At 36.6% G+C, this 16,657-nt stretch carries 16 protein-coding genes and 4 tRNA genes; all 20 read left to right on the forward strand.

Annotated features, from left to right (window positions below):
• Window positions 1–14 precede the first annotated feature (14 nt).
• The 20 genes from ssb to RTP99_RS11865 all read left to right on the forward strand — a co-directional run bounded on the left by ssb (window position 15) and on the right by RTP99_RS11865 (window position 16,625).
• Window positions 15–527 carry a single-stranded DNA-binding protein gene (gene ssb / locus RTP99_RS11770; protein WP_000981966.1) on the forward strand — a complete coding sequence of 171 codons (513 nt, stop codon included), beginning with the start codon at window positions 15–17 and terminating at the stop codon, window positions 525–527.
• A gap of 45 nt (window positions 528–572) precedes the next feature.
• A complete protein-coding gene (gene rpsR, locus RTP99_RS11775; protein WP_000918873.1) occupies window positions 573–806 on the forward strand; it encodes a 30S ribosomal protein S18 in 234 nt (77 codons plus the stop codon).
• A gap of 134 nt (window positions 807–940) precedes the next feature.
• Window positions 941–1,822, forward strand: a complete 882-nt coding sequence (locus RTP99_RS11780; RefSeq protein ID WP_079995164.1) for a YybS family protein — start codon at window positions 941–943, stop codon at window positions 1,820–1,822.
• A gap of 78 nt (window positions 1,823–1,900) precedes the next feature.
• Entirely contained in the window at window positions 1,901–3,874 is a 1,974-nt protein-coding gene (locus RTP99_RS11785; RefSeq protein ID WP_001113892.1) for a DHH family phosphoesterase, read from the forward strand.
• A complete protein-coding gene (gene rplI / locus RTP99_RS11790; RefSeq protein WP_000864231.1) occupies window positions 3,871–4,317 on the forward strand; it encodes a 50S ribosomal protein L9 in 447 nt (148 codons plus the stop codon). The genes RTP99_RS11785 and rplI overlap by 4 nt, the downstream gene beginning before the upstream one ends.
• Before the next feature lie 27 nt (window positions 4,318–4,344).
• Window positions 4,345–5,706, forward strand: coding sequence for a replicative DNA helicase (gene dnaB / locus RTP99_RS11795; protein ID WP_001286244.1), 1,362 nt, complete (start codon window positions 4,345–4,347; stop codon window positions 5,704–5,706).
• 215 nt (window positions 5,707–5,921) lie between these two features.
• Window positions 5,922–7,211, forward strand: coding sequence for an adenylosuccinate synthase (locus RTP99_RS11800; RefSeq protein WP_000100225.1), 1,290 nt, complete (start codon window positions 5,922–5,924; stop codon window positions 7,209–7,211).
• Window positions 7,212–7,351: 140 nt separating this feature from the next.
• Window positions 7,352–7,427: transfer RNA gene (locus RTP99_RS11805), tRNA-Lys, on the forward strand.
• A gap of 13 nt (window positions 7,428–7,440) precedes the next feature.
• Window positions 7,441–7,512, forward strand: a tRNA-Glu gene (locus RTP99_RS11810).
• Between the two features lie 21 nt (window positions 7,513–7,533).
• A tRNA-Asp gene (locus tag RTP99_RS11815) sits at window positions 7,534–7,609 on the forward strand.
• A 41-nt stretch (window positions 7,610–7,650) separates the two neighbouring features.
• Window positions 7,651–7,723 (forward strand) — tRNA-Phe (locus tag RTP99_RS11820).
• A 403-nt stretch (window positions 7,724–8,126) separates the two neighbouring features.
• Complete coding sequence (gene walR / locus RTP99_RS11825; protein WP_000971872.1) at window positions 8,127–8,834, forward strand: cell wall metabolism DNA-binding response regulator WalR; 708 nt, start codon at window positions 8,127–8,129, stop codon at window positions 8,832–8,834.
• Window positions 8,835–8,837: 3 nt separating this feature from the next.
• Entirely contained in the window at window positions 8,838–10,679 is a 1,842-nt protein-coding gene (walK, locus tag RTP99_RS11830; RefSeq protein WP_000755379.1) for a cell wall metabolism sensor histidine kinase WalK, read from the forward strand.
• Entirely contained in the window at window positions 10,676–11,992 is a 1,317-nt protein-coding gene (locus RTP99_RS11835; RefSeq protein ID WP_029141246.1) for a YycH family regulatory protein, read from the forward strand. Before walK ends, RTP99_RS11835 begins: the two co-directional genes overlap by 4 nt.
• A complete protein-coding gene (locus tag RTP99_RS11840) occupies window positions 11,973–12,815 on the forward strand; it encodes a two-component system regulatory protein YycI (protein ID WP_000383736.1) in 843 nt (280 codons plus the stop codon). Before RTP99_RS11835 ends, RTP99_RS11840 begins: the two co-directional genes overlap by 20 nt.
• Complete coding sequence (locus RTP99_RS11845; RefSeq protein WP_000522836.1) at window positions 12,799–13,593, forward strand: MBL fold metallo-hydrolase; 795 nt, start codon at window positions 12,799–12,801, stop codon at window positions 13,591–13,593. The genes RTP99_RS11840 and RTP99_RS11845 overlap by 17 nt, the downstream gene beginning before the upstream one ends.
• A gap of 63 nt (window positions 13,594–13,656) precedes the next feature.
• Window positions 13,657–14,832, forward strand: coding sequence for a S1C family serine protease (locus RTP99_RS11850; protein WP_000008058.1), 1,176 nt, complete (start codon window positions 13,657–13,659; stop codon window positions 14,830–14,832).
• 53 nt (window positions 14,833–14,885) lie between these two features.
• A complete protein-coding gene (locus RTP99_RS11855) occupies window positions 14,886–15,071 on the forward strand; it encodes a CxxH/CxxC protein (protein ID WP_001052835.1) in 186 nt (61 codons plus the stop codon).
• A gap of 59 nt (window positions 15,072–15,130) precedes the next feature.
• Window positions 15,131–15,610, forward strand: a complete 480-nt coding sequence (gene rlmH, locus RTP99_RS11860; protein WP_001027001.1) for a 23S rRNA (pseudouridine(1915)-N(3))-methyltransferase RlmH — start codon at window positions 15,131–15,133, stop codon at window positions 15,608–15,610.
• A 136-nt stretch (window positions 15,611–15,746) separates the two neighbouring features.
• Window positions 15,747–16,625: a radical SAM/SPASM domain-containing protein gene (locus RTP99_RS11865; protein ID WP_000713634.1), complete on the forward strand. Its 879-nt coding sequence runs from the start codon at window positions 15,747–15,749 to the stop codon at window positions 16,623–16,625.
• Window positions 16,626–16,657 lie beyond the last annotated feature (32 nt).

A 16,657-nucleotide genomic window follows, 5' to 3' on the forward strand; every position in this document is an offset into this window, starting at 1 on the left:
GGAGAGTGGTTCGATTGATGAATCGTGTTATCCTCGTTGGTCGTTTAACTAAGGACCCTGACTTACGTTACACGCCCAATGGTGTTGCAGTAGCTACTTTTACGTTAGCTGTGAATCGCGCATTTGCCAATCAACAAGGTGAGCGTGAAGCTGACTTTATTAATTGTGTAATATGGCGTAAACAAGCAGAAAACGTAGCAAATTATTTGAAAAAAGGTAGCTTAGCAGGCGTAGATGGACGTCTTCAAACTCGTAATTACGAGGGACAAGATGGTAAACGTGTATACGTAACAGAAGTTCTTGCGGAAAGCGTACAATTTTTAGAGCCGCGTAATGGCGGTGGGGAGCAACGCGGTTCATTTAATCAGCAACCATCAGGAGCTGGTTTCGGTAACCAAGGCTCTAACCCATTTGGTCAATCTAGTAATTCAGGTAACCAAGGTAACTCTGGATTTACGAAGAATGACGATCCATTTTCAAATGTAGGTCAACCGATCGACATTTCCGACGACGATTTACCGTTCTAATACAGTAAATTTGTTAGTTTTAACAAAGAATGGAGGGAAATAGACATGGCAGGACGCAAAGGTGGACGTGCGAAACGTCGTAAGGTGTGTTTCTTCACAGCTAACGGCATCACTCGCATCGATTATAAAGATGTTGATTTATTAAAACGTTTCGTTTCTGAGCGTGGTAAAATTTTACCTCGTCGTGTAACAGGAACAAGCGCAAAATACCAACGCAAACTTACAGTTGCAATTAAACGTGCTCGTCAAATGGCACTTTTACCATATGTTGGTGAATAATAGCGTATGAAATGCACAGTAGAGTCGGACTCTACTGTGCATTTTGCTATGCTTTTCTTTTTTGAAAGAGAGGTTAAAATGTGAGGCAAGCGAGATTTATTACTGAAGGAGCCGCGTTGTTGGCTATATATGTAATGTTATTGTTTATATCTATGTATGTTCCGATTTTAGGTACAGTTGTAACGTTTGCATTGCCGTTGCCATTTATATTGTTAACGATAAGATATAAATTATCGAATGCATTTGTAATTTTTACGGCTGCATTTTTAATTGTTGTTTTTGTAAGTCAGCCGATAGGTCTAGTAAAGACGGTCGTATTTGGGTTGATGGGTATTGTTTTAGGGTGCATGTATAAAAAACAAAGAAAGCCATTGGAGATTTTAATAACCGGTTCACTTGCATACTTAATCAGTATTATGCTCATTTATGTTGCCAGTATAAAGTTTTTTAACATAGATTTTATAAAGCAAATACAAAATATGTTTAATAAAAGCGTAGTGCAAAGTGAAAAGATAGCAAGTGTTGCTGGTATGCCGATTAGTAAAGAGCAAAAAGAGTTATTTGTACAAATGAATGATATATTACAAACGGTATTCCCGAGTATACTTGTGATGGTTTCTGTATGTCTTTCTTGGATTACCATAATAATATCAGGTAGTGCTTTAAAAAAGCTAAAGCATGATGTTATACCTTGGCCTAAGTTCAAAGATATACAATTACCAAAGAGTATTGTTTGGTATTACGTTATATTTATTTTGCTATCAACTTTTATAAAAGTAGAACCGACATCATATTTACATATGGTATTTTCTAACCTATATGTCATATTTGCTTTATTACTAGTGCTGCAAGGCCTGACGTTTATCACTTTTCTAGCGCATAGCAAAGGTTTTACGAAAGGGGTTCCTATTATTAGTTTTATCGCCTGCATGTTTATTCCGATGCTGTTTCCTCTTGTGACAATCTTAGGTATAATTGATTTAGGGATTTCATTGCGTTCTAAAATAGGAGGATAAAATAATATTCCTTATACTATTTTAATCTGTTTAACTAACTGGAAGATAAGTTAGTTTTACTTTATAGGAGTTGTATACATGCCTGAATTTTATAAGAAACAGTGGTTTTTATATCCTGTTTACGTATTGGCATTTTTTGTGTTTGTGCTCATTTTAATTCTCTGTTATTTTCATTTACTAATGGGGATAGTCTCCTTCTTTATTTTTTGTATCGTCCTTTTTGTTGTTGTACGATTTGAACTTACTTTCCAAAAGAATTTTGAAAAACATACGACAGATATGATTACAAGGGTAAAGAAAGTGAGTAATGAGGCATTTAACCAGATGCCAATTGGTATTTTGTTATACAATAAGGATTATGGGATTGATTGGGCAAATCCTTATTTATCTTCATGTCTGGGGCAGCATGCATTAGCTGGATGGCACCTTTATGATGTATCAGAAACGTTACTTCTTTTTATTAAGGGAGAAACGTCCGATGATATAGTCTCTTTAAATAATCGAAAGTTTCGTGTCTTTGTAAGGAAAGAAGAAAAGTTAATTTATTTCTTTGATGTAACAGAACAAACAGAGATTGAAAAGATGTACGAGGATCAACGTACTGTTTTAGCTGTCATTTATTTAGATAATTATGATGAAGTTACACAAGGGTTGGATGATCAATTACGTACGAATATAACAAGTCTTGTAACATCAAGACTAAATGAGTGGGCCGTTAAGTATGGGGCATATTTAAAACGTGCATCTTCAGAAAGATTCTTCGTTGTGTTAAATGAAAGTATTTTAGCGCAGATGGAGAAAGGGAAATTTAGCATTTTAGATCAAGTACGTGAAGAAACATCTAAAAGGAATATACCACTTACATTAAGTGTAGGTGTTGGATCAGGTGATTTACCTTTATCCGAGCTTGGGGCAATGGCTCAATCAGGTTTAGATCTTGCGCTTGGGCGTGGTGGAGATCAAGTAGCTATTAAACAAGCGACAGGTAAAGTTAAGTTTTATGGTGGTAAGACAAATCCGGTGGAAAAACGTACTCGTGTACGTGCCAGAGTGATTTCGCATGCATTAAAGGATTTAGTATTAGAAAGTAGCAATGTCATTATAATGGGGCATAGGGCTCCTGATATGGACGCAATTGGTGCTGCGATTGGTATTTTAAAGGTAGCGCAATTAAATGAGCGCAAAGGATATATTGTGCTCGATGAAAATGATTCTGATAAGGGAATTAAGCGTTTAATGGATAAAGTGAAACAAAATGAAGAGTTATGGTCTCACTTTATTACACCAGAACAAGCGATGGAATTTGCAAATGATGATTCCTTACTTGTTGTTGTTGATACGCATAAACCTTCAATGGTGATGGAAGAAAAGCTGTTACGCAAAATTGAAAATGTAGTTGTGATTGACCATCATCGCCGAGGAGAAGACTTTATTGAGGATCCGTTGCTTGTTTACATGGAGCCATATGCTTCTTCTACGGCAGAGCTTGTTACGGAATTACTTGAATACCAACCGAAAAATTTAAAAATGACAATGTTAGAAGCAACAGCATTATTAGCAGGTATTATTGTTGATACGAAAAGCTTTACATTCCGGACAGGTGCTCGTACGTTTGATGCGGCTTCTTATTTACGCTCACACGGTGCAGATACTGTACTTGTACAAGAGCTTTTAAAAGAAGATATGAATCAGTATTTACGGGTTGCAAAAGCTATTAAAAATGCGTACATTTATACAAATGGAATTGCGATTGCAAAAGTTGATAGCGATGATTACTACGATCAAGTGCTTATTGCGCAATCAGCGGACACATTATTAACAATGACAGGAATTATTGCATCGTTTGTTATTGCAAAACGTGGTGAGAATTTCATTGGAATTAGCGGCAGGTCTTTAGGTGAAGTGAATGTGCAGCTAATTATGGAAAACTTAGGTGGTGGCGGGCATTTAACGAATGCAGCCACACAAATGAAAAATGTTACAGTAGATGAAGCTGAGGAGAAGCTTCGATTTGTTATTGATGACTATTTACAGGGAGGCACACAATCATGAAAGTAATTTTTCTAAAAGATGTAAAAGGTAAAGGGAAAAAAGGGGAAGTAAAAAACGTACCAGATGGTTATGCAAATAACTTCTTACTAAAACAGGGATTAGCTGCTGAAGCGACAAATAGCAGTATGAAAACTTTAGAAGCTCAAAAGCGCAAAGAAGAAAAAGATGCAGCAGCAGAGCTTGAAAATGCAAAACAATTAAAAGAAACGTTAGAGAAATTAACTGTAGAATTAAAGGCTAAATCTGGAGAAGGCGGCCGTCTATTCGGTTCAATCACAAGTAAACAAATCGTAGATGCAATGCAAAAATCTCACAATATTAAACTTGATAAGCGTAAATTTGAAATGGATGATGCAATTCGTGCGTTAGGCTATACAAACGTTACTGTGAAATTGCATCCGCAAGTAACAGCAACAGTAAAAGTTCATGTTAGTGAACAATAAAACTAAGTTAAGCAAGGAGGATTGCGTATGAGTGATGTAATGGCTGATCGTACCCCTCCGCATAATATAGAAGCTGAGCAGGCAGTCTTAGGTGCTATATTGATTGATCAGGATGCATTAACTTCAGCATCGGAACTGTTGGTACCTGACTCATTTTATCGAACGAAACATCAAAAGATTTTTGAAGTCATGCTTGGGCTATCTGATAAGGGGGAGCCAATTGACTTAGTAATGATGACGTCAGCGATGGCTGATCAAGGATTACTAGAAGAAGTTGGTGGGGTTTCTTACTTAGCAGAATTAGCAGAAGTTGTTCCGACTGCTGCTAACGTAGAGTATTATGCAAGAATCATCGCTGAAAAAGCACTGTTACGTCGTTTAATTCGAACGGCGACTCATATTGTGTCTGATGGATATGAGAGAGAAGATGATGTGGATGGTCTTTTAAATGAGGCTGAGAAAAAAATATTAGAAGTATCTCATCAGACGAATGCGAAAGCATTCCAAAATATTAAAGACGTTCTTGTAGATGCTTACGATAAAATCGAACTTTTGCATAATCAAAAAGGTGAAGTGACCGGGATACCGACTGGATTTACTGAATTAGATAAGATGACGGCAGGGTTCCAACGAAATGATTTAATCATCGTGGCGGCACGTCCGTCGGTAGGTAAAACGGCATTTTCATTAAATATCGCACAAAACGTAGCGACGAAAACGGATGAAAATGTAGCGATTTTTAGTCTAGAGATGGGTGCTGATCAGCTTGTTATGCGTATGCTTTGTGCAGAAGGGAATATTGATGCACAAAGACTTCGTACCGGATCGTTAACTTCTGATGATTGGGCGAAATTAACGATGGCAATGGGTAGCCTTTCTAATGCTGGTATTTATATTGATGATACGCCGGGGATTAAAGTAAATGAGATTCGAGCAAAATGTCGTAGATTAAAACAGGAACAGGGTCTTGGTATGATCTTGATTGACTACTTACAGCTTATTCAAGGAAGTGGGAAATCAGGAGAGAACCGTCAGCAGGAAGTATCTGAGATTTCTCGTACACTAAAAGGGATTGCGCGTGAATTACAAGTTCCTGTTATTGCCTTGTCACAGTTATCTCGTGGTGTAGAATCTCGTCAAGATAAACGTCCGATGATGTCTGATATTCGTGAATCGGGAAGTATCGAGCAGGATGCCGATATCGTAGCCTTTCTATATCGTGAAGATTACTATGACCGAGAAACGGAAAATAAAAATACGATTGAAATTATTATTGCAAAGCAGCGTAATGGTCCAGTAGGCTCAGTAGAGCTCGCATTCGTTAAAGAGTTCAATAAGTTCGTTAACTTAGAACGTCGCTTCGAAGATGGGCATGCGCCGCCGGCATAACGATAGTATAAAAAAGAAACGCATTTCTTATAATAAGATGTGTTTCTTTTTTTTTATAGAAAAGATAAGGCTTTCATAGTGTGAAAATATAATTCTTACGAACGAAAAAGTTTTTTGGTAAAAAAATGTTCGTTTTTTGGTTGACTTCTTTTTCGGTTTTGGTACAATTATATTGTTTGAATAGATCGTTTGAAAATTGCGGAGGTGCTTTAATAATGTCTTCAGTAGTAGTTGTAGGAACACAATGGGGCGACGAAGGAAAAGGTAAAATCACTGATTTTCTTTCTGAGCATGCGGAAGTAGTTGCAAGATATCAAGGTGGAAATAACGCAGGACATACAATTGTTTTTGGCGGAGTTAAATATAAATTACACTTAATTCCATCTGGTATTTTCTATAAAGAGAAAATTTGTGTAATCGGAAACGGCTTAGTAGTAGATCCGAAAGCATTACTTGAAGAGTTAAAATACTTACACGATCGTGGTGTAAGTACTGATAATTTACGCGTAAGTAACCGTGCGCACGTTATTTTGCCTTATCACTTAAAACAAGATGAGTTAGAAGAAGCAAGTAAAGGTGATAACAAAATCGGTACAACGAAAAAAGGTATCGGTCCTGCATATATGGACAAAGCTGCTCGTATTGGTATTCGTATGGCTGATCTTTTAGACCGTGAAGCATTTAAAGAGAAGCTTGAGCGCAATTTAGCACAAAAAAATCGTTTGTTTGAAAAAATGTACGATACAGAAGGTTTCAGTGTAGAAGAAATCTTCGAAGAGTACTTCGAGTACGGACAACAAATCGCGCAATATGTGTGTGATACGTCTGTTGTATTAAATGATGCATTAGATAATAATCACCGTGTATTATTTGAAGGTGCACAAGGTGTTATGCTTGATATCGACCACGGTACGTATCCGTTTGTTACATCTTCTAACCCAATTGCTGGTGGTGTAACAGTTGGAACTGGAGTTGGTCCTGCAAAAGTTACTCGCGTTGTAGGTGTATGTAAAGCATATACAAGCCGTGTAGGTGATGGTCCATTCCCTACTGAGCTTCATGACGAAATTGGTCATCAAATTCGTGAAGTTGGTCGTGAGTATGGAACGACAACTGGTCGTCCACGCCGCGTAGGTTGGTTTGATAGCGTTGTTGTAAGACATGCGCGTCGTGTTAGTGGTTTAACAGATTTATCATTAAACTCTATCGACGTTCTAACTGGTATTTCAACTCTTAAAATTTGTGTTGCTTACAAATACAATGGCGAAGTTATCGATGAAGTTCCAGCAAACTTAAACATTTTAGCGAAATGTGAGCCTGTATACGAAGAGCTTCCAGGTTGGACAGAAGATATTACTGGTGTAAGATCATTAGACGAGCTTCCTGAGAATGCAAGAAAATACGTAGAACGTGTTTCTGAGTTAACAGGAATTCAATTATCTATGTTCTCAGTTGGACCAGATCGTAACCAAACGAATATCGTTCGTAACGTATACGAAGCTTAATTGATATTTTTAAGAAAAAACTCATGTCCGCATGAGTTTTTTCTTATTTTTTATAAAAAAATAAAAAAGGTATTGCAAAAAATAAATAAAGCATGTTATGATACATCTTGTCGTCACGAAAATATGACGTTGGTGAGTATGAGCCATTAGCTCAGTTGGTAGAGCATCTGACTTTTAATCAGAGGGTCGAAGGTTCGAGTCCTTCATGGCTCACCATTTTATTTTTCGTGGCCCGTTGGTCAAGTGGTTAAGACACCGCCCTTTCACGGCGGTAACACGGGTTCGAATCCCGTACGGGTCATGTTTTTTTATGTTCATTTTTGGTCCCGTGGTGTAGTGGTTAACATGCCTGCCTGTCACGCAGGAGATCGCCGGTTCGACCCCGGTCGGGACCGCCACTTTTGTTTATACCACCATTAGTGGTTTTATATATAGTTTTGGCTCGGTAGCTCAGTCGGTAGAGCAGAGGACTGAAAATCCTCGTGTCGGCGGTTCGATTCCGTCCCGAGCCACTCTCAGGATATTAAGTGGGCCCACTTAATATCCTTTTTATTTGTGTAATTTTACAAAATTGAGTAGTTATTTTAAAATAGAATGAGGAGCCTCTAGCAGTTGAAGCTAGAGGTTTTTCTATAGATCGTATAGGATTCCGTGTAAAAGTGGATCATACATGAGTCTGTGAGAATAGAGGAGAAAGTACTTAAGCAAAAGATGCGGTCATATAGGGACATACTATGTAGACATCAATGTGTTTAGGGATATTGACCATATTTTTACCCCGCTATTTAATGGGCAGTAAGGCCTCCATCTTAAAATTCAGCGAAAGCAAAGAAGTTAGGTGGAGGGAGGGCTGCCCGTAAAAGCCCAATTGGTGAGGGCTGATTAAAGCTTCACTTTATAAGGAGGAAATAAACGATGATGGGAAAGAAAATTTTAGTAGTTGATGATGAAAAGCCGATTGCAGATATTTTGAAGTTCAACCTAGAAAAAGAAGGTTTTGAAATTGTAATGGCGCATGATGGTGATGAAGCAATTGAAAAAGCAACTGAAGAACAACCAGATATGGTTTTATTAGATATTATGCTACCAGGTAAGGATGGCTTAGAGGTTTGCCGTGAAATACGTAAAAGCTCAGAAATGCCGATTATTATGCTTACAGCGAAGGACTCTGAAATCGATAAAGTATTAGGACTTGAGCTTGGGGCAGATGATTATGTAACGAAGCCATTTAGTACGAGGGAATTACTTGCTCGCGTGAAGGCGAATTTACGTCGCCATCAGCAAGGTGGTGCGGCAGAAAAAGAAGAAAATACGGAAATGGTTATTGGACCAATTGTTATCAATCCAAATGCGTATAGTGTAACGAAACGTGAGGAAAATATTGAGCTTACACACCGTGAATTTGAGCTATTACATTATTTAGCAAAACATTTAGGACAAGTTATGACACGTGAACATTTATTGCAAACAGTTTGGGGTTATGACTATTTTGGAGATGTACGTACAGTGGATGTAACAGTACGTCGTCTACGTGAAAAAATTGAAGATAATCCAAGTCATCCTACATTAATTGTCACTAGACGTGGAGTAGGGTATTACTTGCGTGACCCAGAGCAGGAATAGTATATGAAGAAAGTCGGTTTTTTTCAATCTATTCATTTAAAATTTGTACTCATATATATGCTATTAATATTGATAGCTATGCAAGTTATTGGGGTATATTTCGTAAGAGAGTTAGAAAAGAGTCTTGTACAAGGTTTTAGAGATTCTTTAACGCAACAAACGAACTTATTATCGTATAACTTGAAACAAGAGTTTAAAAAAAGTTATACAAAAGCAGAGACAGAATCAACAGGTGAAACGATTAAAACTTCCATTCGAAAATTTGCCTCTGATCGAAAGAAGGATATTCAAGAGGTAAGTGTATTTGATGCGAATAGAAAGCTGCTCGCTATTTCAGATGAGTCAAAGCAAAACAAGGTAAATAGAACGTCAACTGATATAGCTGTTCAGCGGGTATTGGTACAAAAAAAACCAGAAGTGAAAATTGAGAAGGATGGTCGTACAGGTCACCGTGTACAAGTTATGATTACTCCTATTATGGATGATAACAACAAAGATGCACTTGGTGCTATTTACGTTGTTGCATCCATGGAAGATGTTTATAAGCAGATGAAGGATATTAATCAAATCTTTGCGACCGGAACCGTTATTGCATTACTCGTAACAGCTGTACTTGGAATTTTGTTAGCTCAAACGATTACGAGACCAATCTCTGATATGCGAAGACAAGCAATTGAAATGGCAAAAGGAAACTATTCAAGAAAAGTAAAAGTGCACAGCCATGATGAAATTGGACAATTAGCATTATCTTTCAATAATTTATCAAAAAAATTACAACAAGCTCGTTCTTCAACAGAAAGTGAAAGACGTAAATTGTCATCCGTATTATCACATATGACAGATGGAGTAATTGCTACTGATCGAAAAGGGGACATTATTTTATTAAATGATCCTGCGGAAAAGATGCTAAATGTTTCGCGTGAAACGGCGCTCGATCAATCTGTTTTAGAAGTATTGGGAATACAAGAAGAATTTACGCTCGATCATTTATACGAAGAGCCGGATTCTGTTTTATTAGATTTTAGTACGAGAAATGAGCCATATATTTTACGCGCTAGTTTCTCTGTTATTCAAAAAGAGACAGGGAAAGCAAATGGTTTAATTGCCGTATTATATGATGTGACTGAGCAGGAGCGTATAGAAAGAGAACGCCGCGAGTTTGTAGCAAACGTCTCTCATGAATTAAGAACGCCATTAACGACAATGCGCAGTTACTTAGAGGCACTTACAGACGGTGCATGGCAAGATCCAAATATTGCACCACAATTTTTAACAGTTACACAAGAAGAAACAGAAAGAATGATTAGACTTGTAAATGCGTTATTGCAACTATCTAAACTCGATAGTACAGAACATCGTTTAATGAAAGAATGGATCGACTTTACTGACTTCTTTAATAACATTATTGATCGTTTTGAAATGTCTAAAGAGCAAAACGTAAGCTTCAAACGATCTTTCTCTAAAAAATCTCGATTTATTGATATGGATACGGATAAAATTACGCAAGTATTGTATAACATTATTTCGAATGCATTAAAGTATTCGCCAGAAGGTGGAACCGTAACATATCGTTTACGTGATCGTGGAGAATTATTAGAGATTAGTGTAAGTGACCAAGGAATGGGTATTCCGAAAGAAAACGTTGATAAAATCTTTGAACGTTTTTATCGCGTAGATAAAGCACGTTCAAGACAAATGGGCGGTACAGGACTTGGATTAGCGATTGCGAAAGAAATGATTGAGGCACATGGTGGCTCGATTTGGGCAAAGAGTGAGGAAGGAAAAGGGACAACGATTTATTTCACATTGCCTATGGCAGCAGATGAAGAGGACGAATGGGAATGAGTATGGAGAATGTTAAAACGATAGTTTTAATTAATTTAGTTGTAATTAGTCTATTTCTTACTTTTAACTTATGGACGTATGTGCCAGATTCCACATCTATGCAAAATGCAAAATTTGTACAGGGGAATGAGGGAAATACTCAAACTAAAATCGCTGATGTTGTCCGCCCTACTTCTATCATCGTGCATAAAGATAAAAATCATTACGGGAGCAAAAGAGAGGGAGATATAGAATCAATCTATAGAACTTTGGAAGCAGGGGAATTACATGAGTTCAAAGAGATATCGATTGCTAAGGCTGACTTCCTTTCTTATGTTCATGGTGAAGGGAAAATTGAACTTATTTTCCCTACCAACATCCCATTTGATGCAGTTAAATCTATGTTTAGTATGAAAGAAAAAAGTATAGCTAAGCCTAAACACTTTAATCGAATTATTCTTGATCCTTCTAGAAGTAGGGATCAAGAAATTAAAATTAATTTTGTTTCTGATGGTGATAACTCTAGAATATATGAAGCAAAATTAAGTGGTGTGTATTTAAAAGATATTGTAAATGCACAAAATCAATTTATAGTATCAGCGAAACCTTATTTTGACTATCAAATTAATGATATGAAAAAGTTATTTTTACCAGATGGAACGACAGAATTAAGTAATATAACATATATTTCATCTAATTTGGCGGTTGATACATTTAAGAATGCTCTTTTTAGTGATCCACGTTATTTAAGCCCTATTATCGAGAGATCGAAAGAAATATTTACAGATGGTATTAGGTCTATGGAGATTGAAAACGATCAGCATATGCTAAAGTATAAAAATTCTTCTGTTTTAAGTGAGAAAAAGCCAGATAATTTAATGCTTTTACAAAAAAGTTTTGATTTTGTAAATGGTCACAGTGGGAGTTTGGATTCATATCGTTTGGACTATATGAATAAAGGACAGACAGTATTCCGCTTACAGGAAGATGGATATCCCGTATTCAATACAGATGGATTAGCTGAATTGAGACAAGTATGGGGATCGGAAGAAGTAATGGAATATGAAAGACCGTTGCTTTCTTTAAATACGAAAGGTATAGAGCAGAAGGTTACTCTTCCGTCAGGTCATGTTGTAATAGCATCCTTAGAAAATAATGCCGCGGTAGATAAAAGATCTATTAAAGATATTGGGATTGGATACAAATTATCACTAGATGGGCAAGTAGCGCGACTACAGCCAATTTGGTATGTAAAGTTTGTTGAAGATGAAGCTGGCAAACAAAAAATATATGAGTGGAATGAGGGAGGACTAAATGGATTGGGATCGGATTAAAACCATATTTATTGTGACCTTTTTTGTTTTGGACCTCTTTCTCATTTTTCAATTCATTCAAAAGCAAGATAGTAATCAATTGGAGCTTATTGCAGAAACAAAGATAGATCAAGAATTAAAAGCAAACAAAATTACTATGGGTAATTTTCCTAAAGAACCGAAAAAAGAGTCATTTATTAGGGCTGAAAACAAGACATTTAAAGAAGAAGACGTACAGTCTTTAAAAAATCAAACGGCGCATATACAAAATATGTACAAGATAGAAAGTAAGCTAAAAGAGCCCTTTTTAAATACAAAATCTTTATCCAAAGATAAGTATAATGATTTTTTGAAGAACTATGTATTAGATGGACAAAAGTATGAGTTTGGGGCGATGAAAGACTCTAAAATTTACTTCTTCCAAAAATATAAAGATAAGCCTATTTTCTATAACGATCAGGCAATGATTGTTGTGGAATTAAATGAAAAAAATGAACTTGTGTCGTACACGCAGACGATGCTAACAGGTTTAAAAGAAATGGGCGAAAGTGAAAAAACGAAACAGCAAGAAATTATTACTGCCCAAACTGCTTTAGAAAATCTGTATTTAAAAAATAAAATTCATGGGAATACACATGTAAAAGAAGCGCAAATTGGTTATGCCAACCTTACCGCATCTACTTCTAATAACCAAGTACTTGCTCCAACGTGGAACTTAAAGACGGAGCAGAAGCAGGACTTCTTTGTAAATGCAATTGAAGGACAAGTTATGGAATTAGGGGAAAAGGAAAATCAAGTGGTTGATGAACATACTGGAGTGAGAAAGAATGGGATTGCATTTTAGCGTACTTGCAAGTGGAAGTACAGGGAATATGCTATATGTAGGAACAGATGAAAAGAAGTTACTTGTCGATGCAGGTTTAAGTGGTAAAGCAACTGAGGCTTTATTTAAACAGGCAGAATTAAATATAAACGATGTATCGGGTATTCTTGTAACACATGAACATAGTGATCATATTAAAGGATTAGGTGTATTGGCACGTAAATATGATTTACCTGTTTATGCAAATGAGAAAACATGGAATGCAATGGAACACTTAATAGGAAATATCCCAACTGAGCAAAAGTTTATTTTCTCAGTTGGGGATGTAAAAACATTCGGTGATATTGAGGTCGAGTCATTTGGAGTTTCACATGACGCGGCAGAGCCGATGTTCTATGCTTTTCATAACAATAATAGAAAGTTAGCTCTTATTACAGATACAGGATACGTGAGTGACCGTATGAAAGGTGTTATTAAGGGGGCTAATGCTTTCGTGTTTGAAAGCAATCATGACGTGGAAATGCTTCGTATGGGACGCTATCCATGGAGTATTAAGCGACGTATTTTAAGTGACGTAGGGCACGTTTGTAATGAAGATGCTGCATTGGCTATGGCGGATGTAATTACAGATGAGACAAAGCATATTTATTTAGCCCATTTAAGTTTAGATAATAACATGAAAGAACTGGCGCGAATGTCAGTATCGCAAGTATTAGAGGAAAAGGGATTTGGAGTGGGAGAAGCTTTTGAAATCCACGATACAGATCCAAAAATGCCTACAAAAATTCAATACGTATAATTCTCCATTTTAGTAAACAATAAAGGTGAATATAGTTGTTTTCAGGAAGATGGGTGAACAAATATGTCCTTTATTGATGGAGAAAATTATCGTATGAAACGTGCAAGGAAAAAGAAGCATAAAGGTATTGTTATTTCTAGCATAGCAGGAACAATTGTAGGAGCTTCGTTATTTGCATTTGGAGCTCCTTTATTTTCAAATGATACGGACGCGTTTCCGCAAGCTGAAGCAAGTGGAAGTAATATGGCGGAAGCTCAAGGCATTAAACAGATTAGTTTTGTGGATGCTGTTGATCGTGCGTCTGAAGCTGTTGTTGGAGTTATTAATATTCAACGAGATAATTTTTCAGAGGCAGATTCAGAAGCAGGTACGGGATCAGGTGTAATTTATAAGAAGACAGATGGTCAAGCTTATATTGTAACGAATAATCATGTTGTTGCTGGAGCAAATCGTATTGAAGTAAGTTTAAGTGACGGTAAGAAGGTTCCAGGAAAGGTATTAGGAACCGATGTAGTCACAGATTTGGCTGTACTAGAGATAGATGCAAAGCATGTGAAAAAAGTAATTGAGATTGGCGATTCTAATACTGTTCGTAGAGGAGAACCAGTCATTGCGATTGGAAACCCACTCGGGCTCCAATTTTCTGGAACTGTCACACAAGGTATTATTTCAGCTAATGAGCGTATTGTCCCTGTAGATTTAGATCAAGATGGACATTATGATTGGCAAGTAGAAGTGTTGCAAACAGACGCAGCAATTAATCCGGGTAATAGTGGTGGTGCGCTTGTAAATGCAGCGGGTCAATTAATTGGTATTAACTCAATGAAAATTGCGGCAAAAGAAGTAGAAGGAATTGGGCTAGCTATTCCTGTTACTAGAGCTGTTCCAATTATGAATGAATTAGAGAAGTACGGAAAAGTAAGAAGACCGTATGTTGGAATTGAACTGAGATCATTAAATGAAATTCCAAACTACTATTGGTCAAAAACATTGCATTTACCAGGCAATGTAACAGAGGGAGTTTGCATTTTAGATGTGAAAAGTCCTTCGCCAGGTACAGATGCTGGTTTGCGAGAACACGATGTGATTGTAGCAGTAGATGGGAAACCAGTTCGCGATATTATCGGATTCCGTACGGCCTTATATGATAAAAAAATTAATGATAAAATGACTCTTACGTTTTATCGTGGTACAAAACGAGCAACAACAACGGTTAAACTAGGCATTCAAAAGTATTAAAAACAGGAGGGCCTACCTCCTGTTTTCTATTGTAGAAAAGTGAGGTGAAGAATATGAACTTACCTTGTTGTTTAGAACATGTTGAATTAGCTTTAGATATTATTGTGGATGAGTGTGAAGTGCCACCGGTTATTAACAATGTGGATAACTCAGAAAAAGAGAAAAAAACATGTGAATTTTGTCAAAATGAGGCGACATATGTTGTATCGAACACAGATTCTCACACAATATGTGGGTAACAATTGTGGATATGTGGATAAGTTATGTGGATAACATGTTTGTAAGGTGGGGAATACGTGTGAATATCTCGATTATTTCAATTGGGAAATTAAAAGAAAAATATTTAAAACAAGGTATAGCAGAATACTTAAAACGATTATCTGCATACGCAAAAGTAGAAGTAATTGAATTGCCAGATGAAAAGGCACCAGAAAATTTAAGTGAAGCAGAAATGTTAATTGTAAAAGAAAAAGAAGGTATACGTATACTAGATAAAATTTCTGATGATACGCATGTCATTGCGTTAGCGATAGAAGGAAAGCAAAAATCATCAGAAGAATTTGCAGTAAGCTTAGATCGTCTTGCTACATATGGAAAGAGTAAAGTTGCCTTTGTAATTGGCGGATCACTTGGACTAAGTTCAGAAGTAATAAAGCGTTCAAATGAATCTCTTTCTTTTTCAAAGATGACATTACCACATCAATTAATGCGATTAGTATTGCTTGAGCAAGTGTATAGAGCATTTCGTATTAATCGTGGGGAACCGTATCATAAATAGTAATAGTACATTCAAACGGCTACAGATGTGGCCGTTTTCTATATTTCCTAAAATAAGTATGTTTCTATTTCTAAAAAAGTATGCTGTAATATGAAGAGGAAAAAGTATAAGTAGTCATAGAAGTGAGGAGTTAAAGGTGAAGAAGTTTAAGAAATTTTACTTGGAGATTACGAGTGTATGTAATCTTGCGTGCAGCTTTTGTCCGCCGACGGAAAGACAGAAGCAATTCATTTCTGTGGAGGATTTTGCAAAAAGGTTAGACCAAATTAAACCACACACAGACTACATTTATTTGCACGTGAAGGGTGAGCCGTTGCTGCATCCAAAAATAGATCAATTGTTAGATTTAAGCCATGAAAAAGGGTTTAAAGTTAATATTACAACGAACGGAACGTTAATTAATAAGAGAAGGCATAGATTGTTAAATAAGCCTGCTTTAAGACAAATGAATTTTTCACTGCATAGTTTTGATGGGCACCCAGGTTCACAAGATAAAGAGGGGTATGTAAGAAGTATACTTTCCTTCATTAGAGAGGCGACAAGTCAATCAGATTTAATTGTTTCACTAAGATTATGGAATTTAACGCAGGATAATAAAACGAATGCTGAAATTCAGAAGAATAGAGAGTTATTATCCATCATTGAAAATGAGTTTGATCTATCTTATCAAATTGAAGAGAAGCTTACACCAGGAAAAGGTATAAAAATTGCGGAGCGTGTCTTTATTAATCAAGACTATGAATTCCAGTGGCCAGCATTACATGAAGAAGAGGATGATGGAAAAGGATTCTGTCACGGGCTTCGAAATCAAGCAGGTATTTTAGCGAACGGAACGGTTATTCCTTGTTGTTTAGATGGTGAAGGGATTATTAACCTTGGAAATATTAATAATGATTCATTTTCTAACATTATAGAAGGCGAAAGAGCAACAAACATTGTTGATGGATTTTCGAGAAGAGTGGCAGTCGAAGAGCTATGTAGAAAATGTGGATACCGTAAAAGATTTGGAAAGTAAATATGAAATAAGCCCTCATAAAGCGAGGGCTT

The organism is Bacillus sp. (in: firmicutes), from assembly GCF_031983925.1.
GTDB lineage: Bacteria > Bacillota > Bacilli > Bacillales > Bacillaceae_G > Bacillus_A > Bacillus_A pacificus.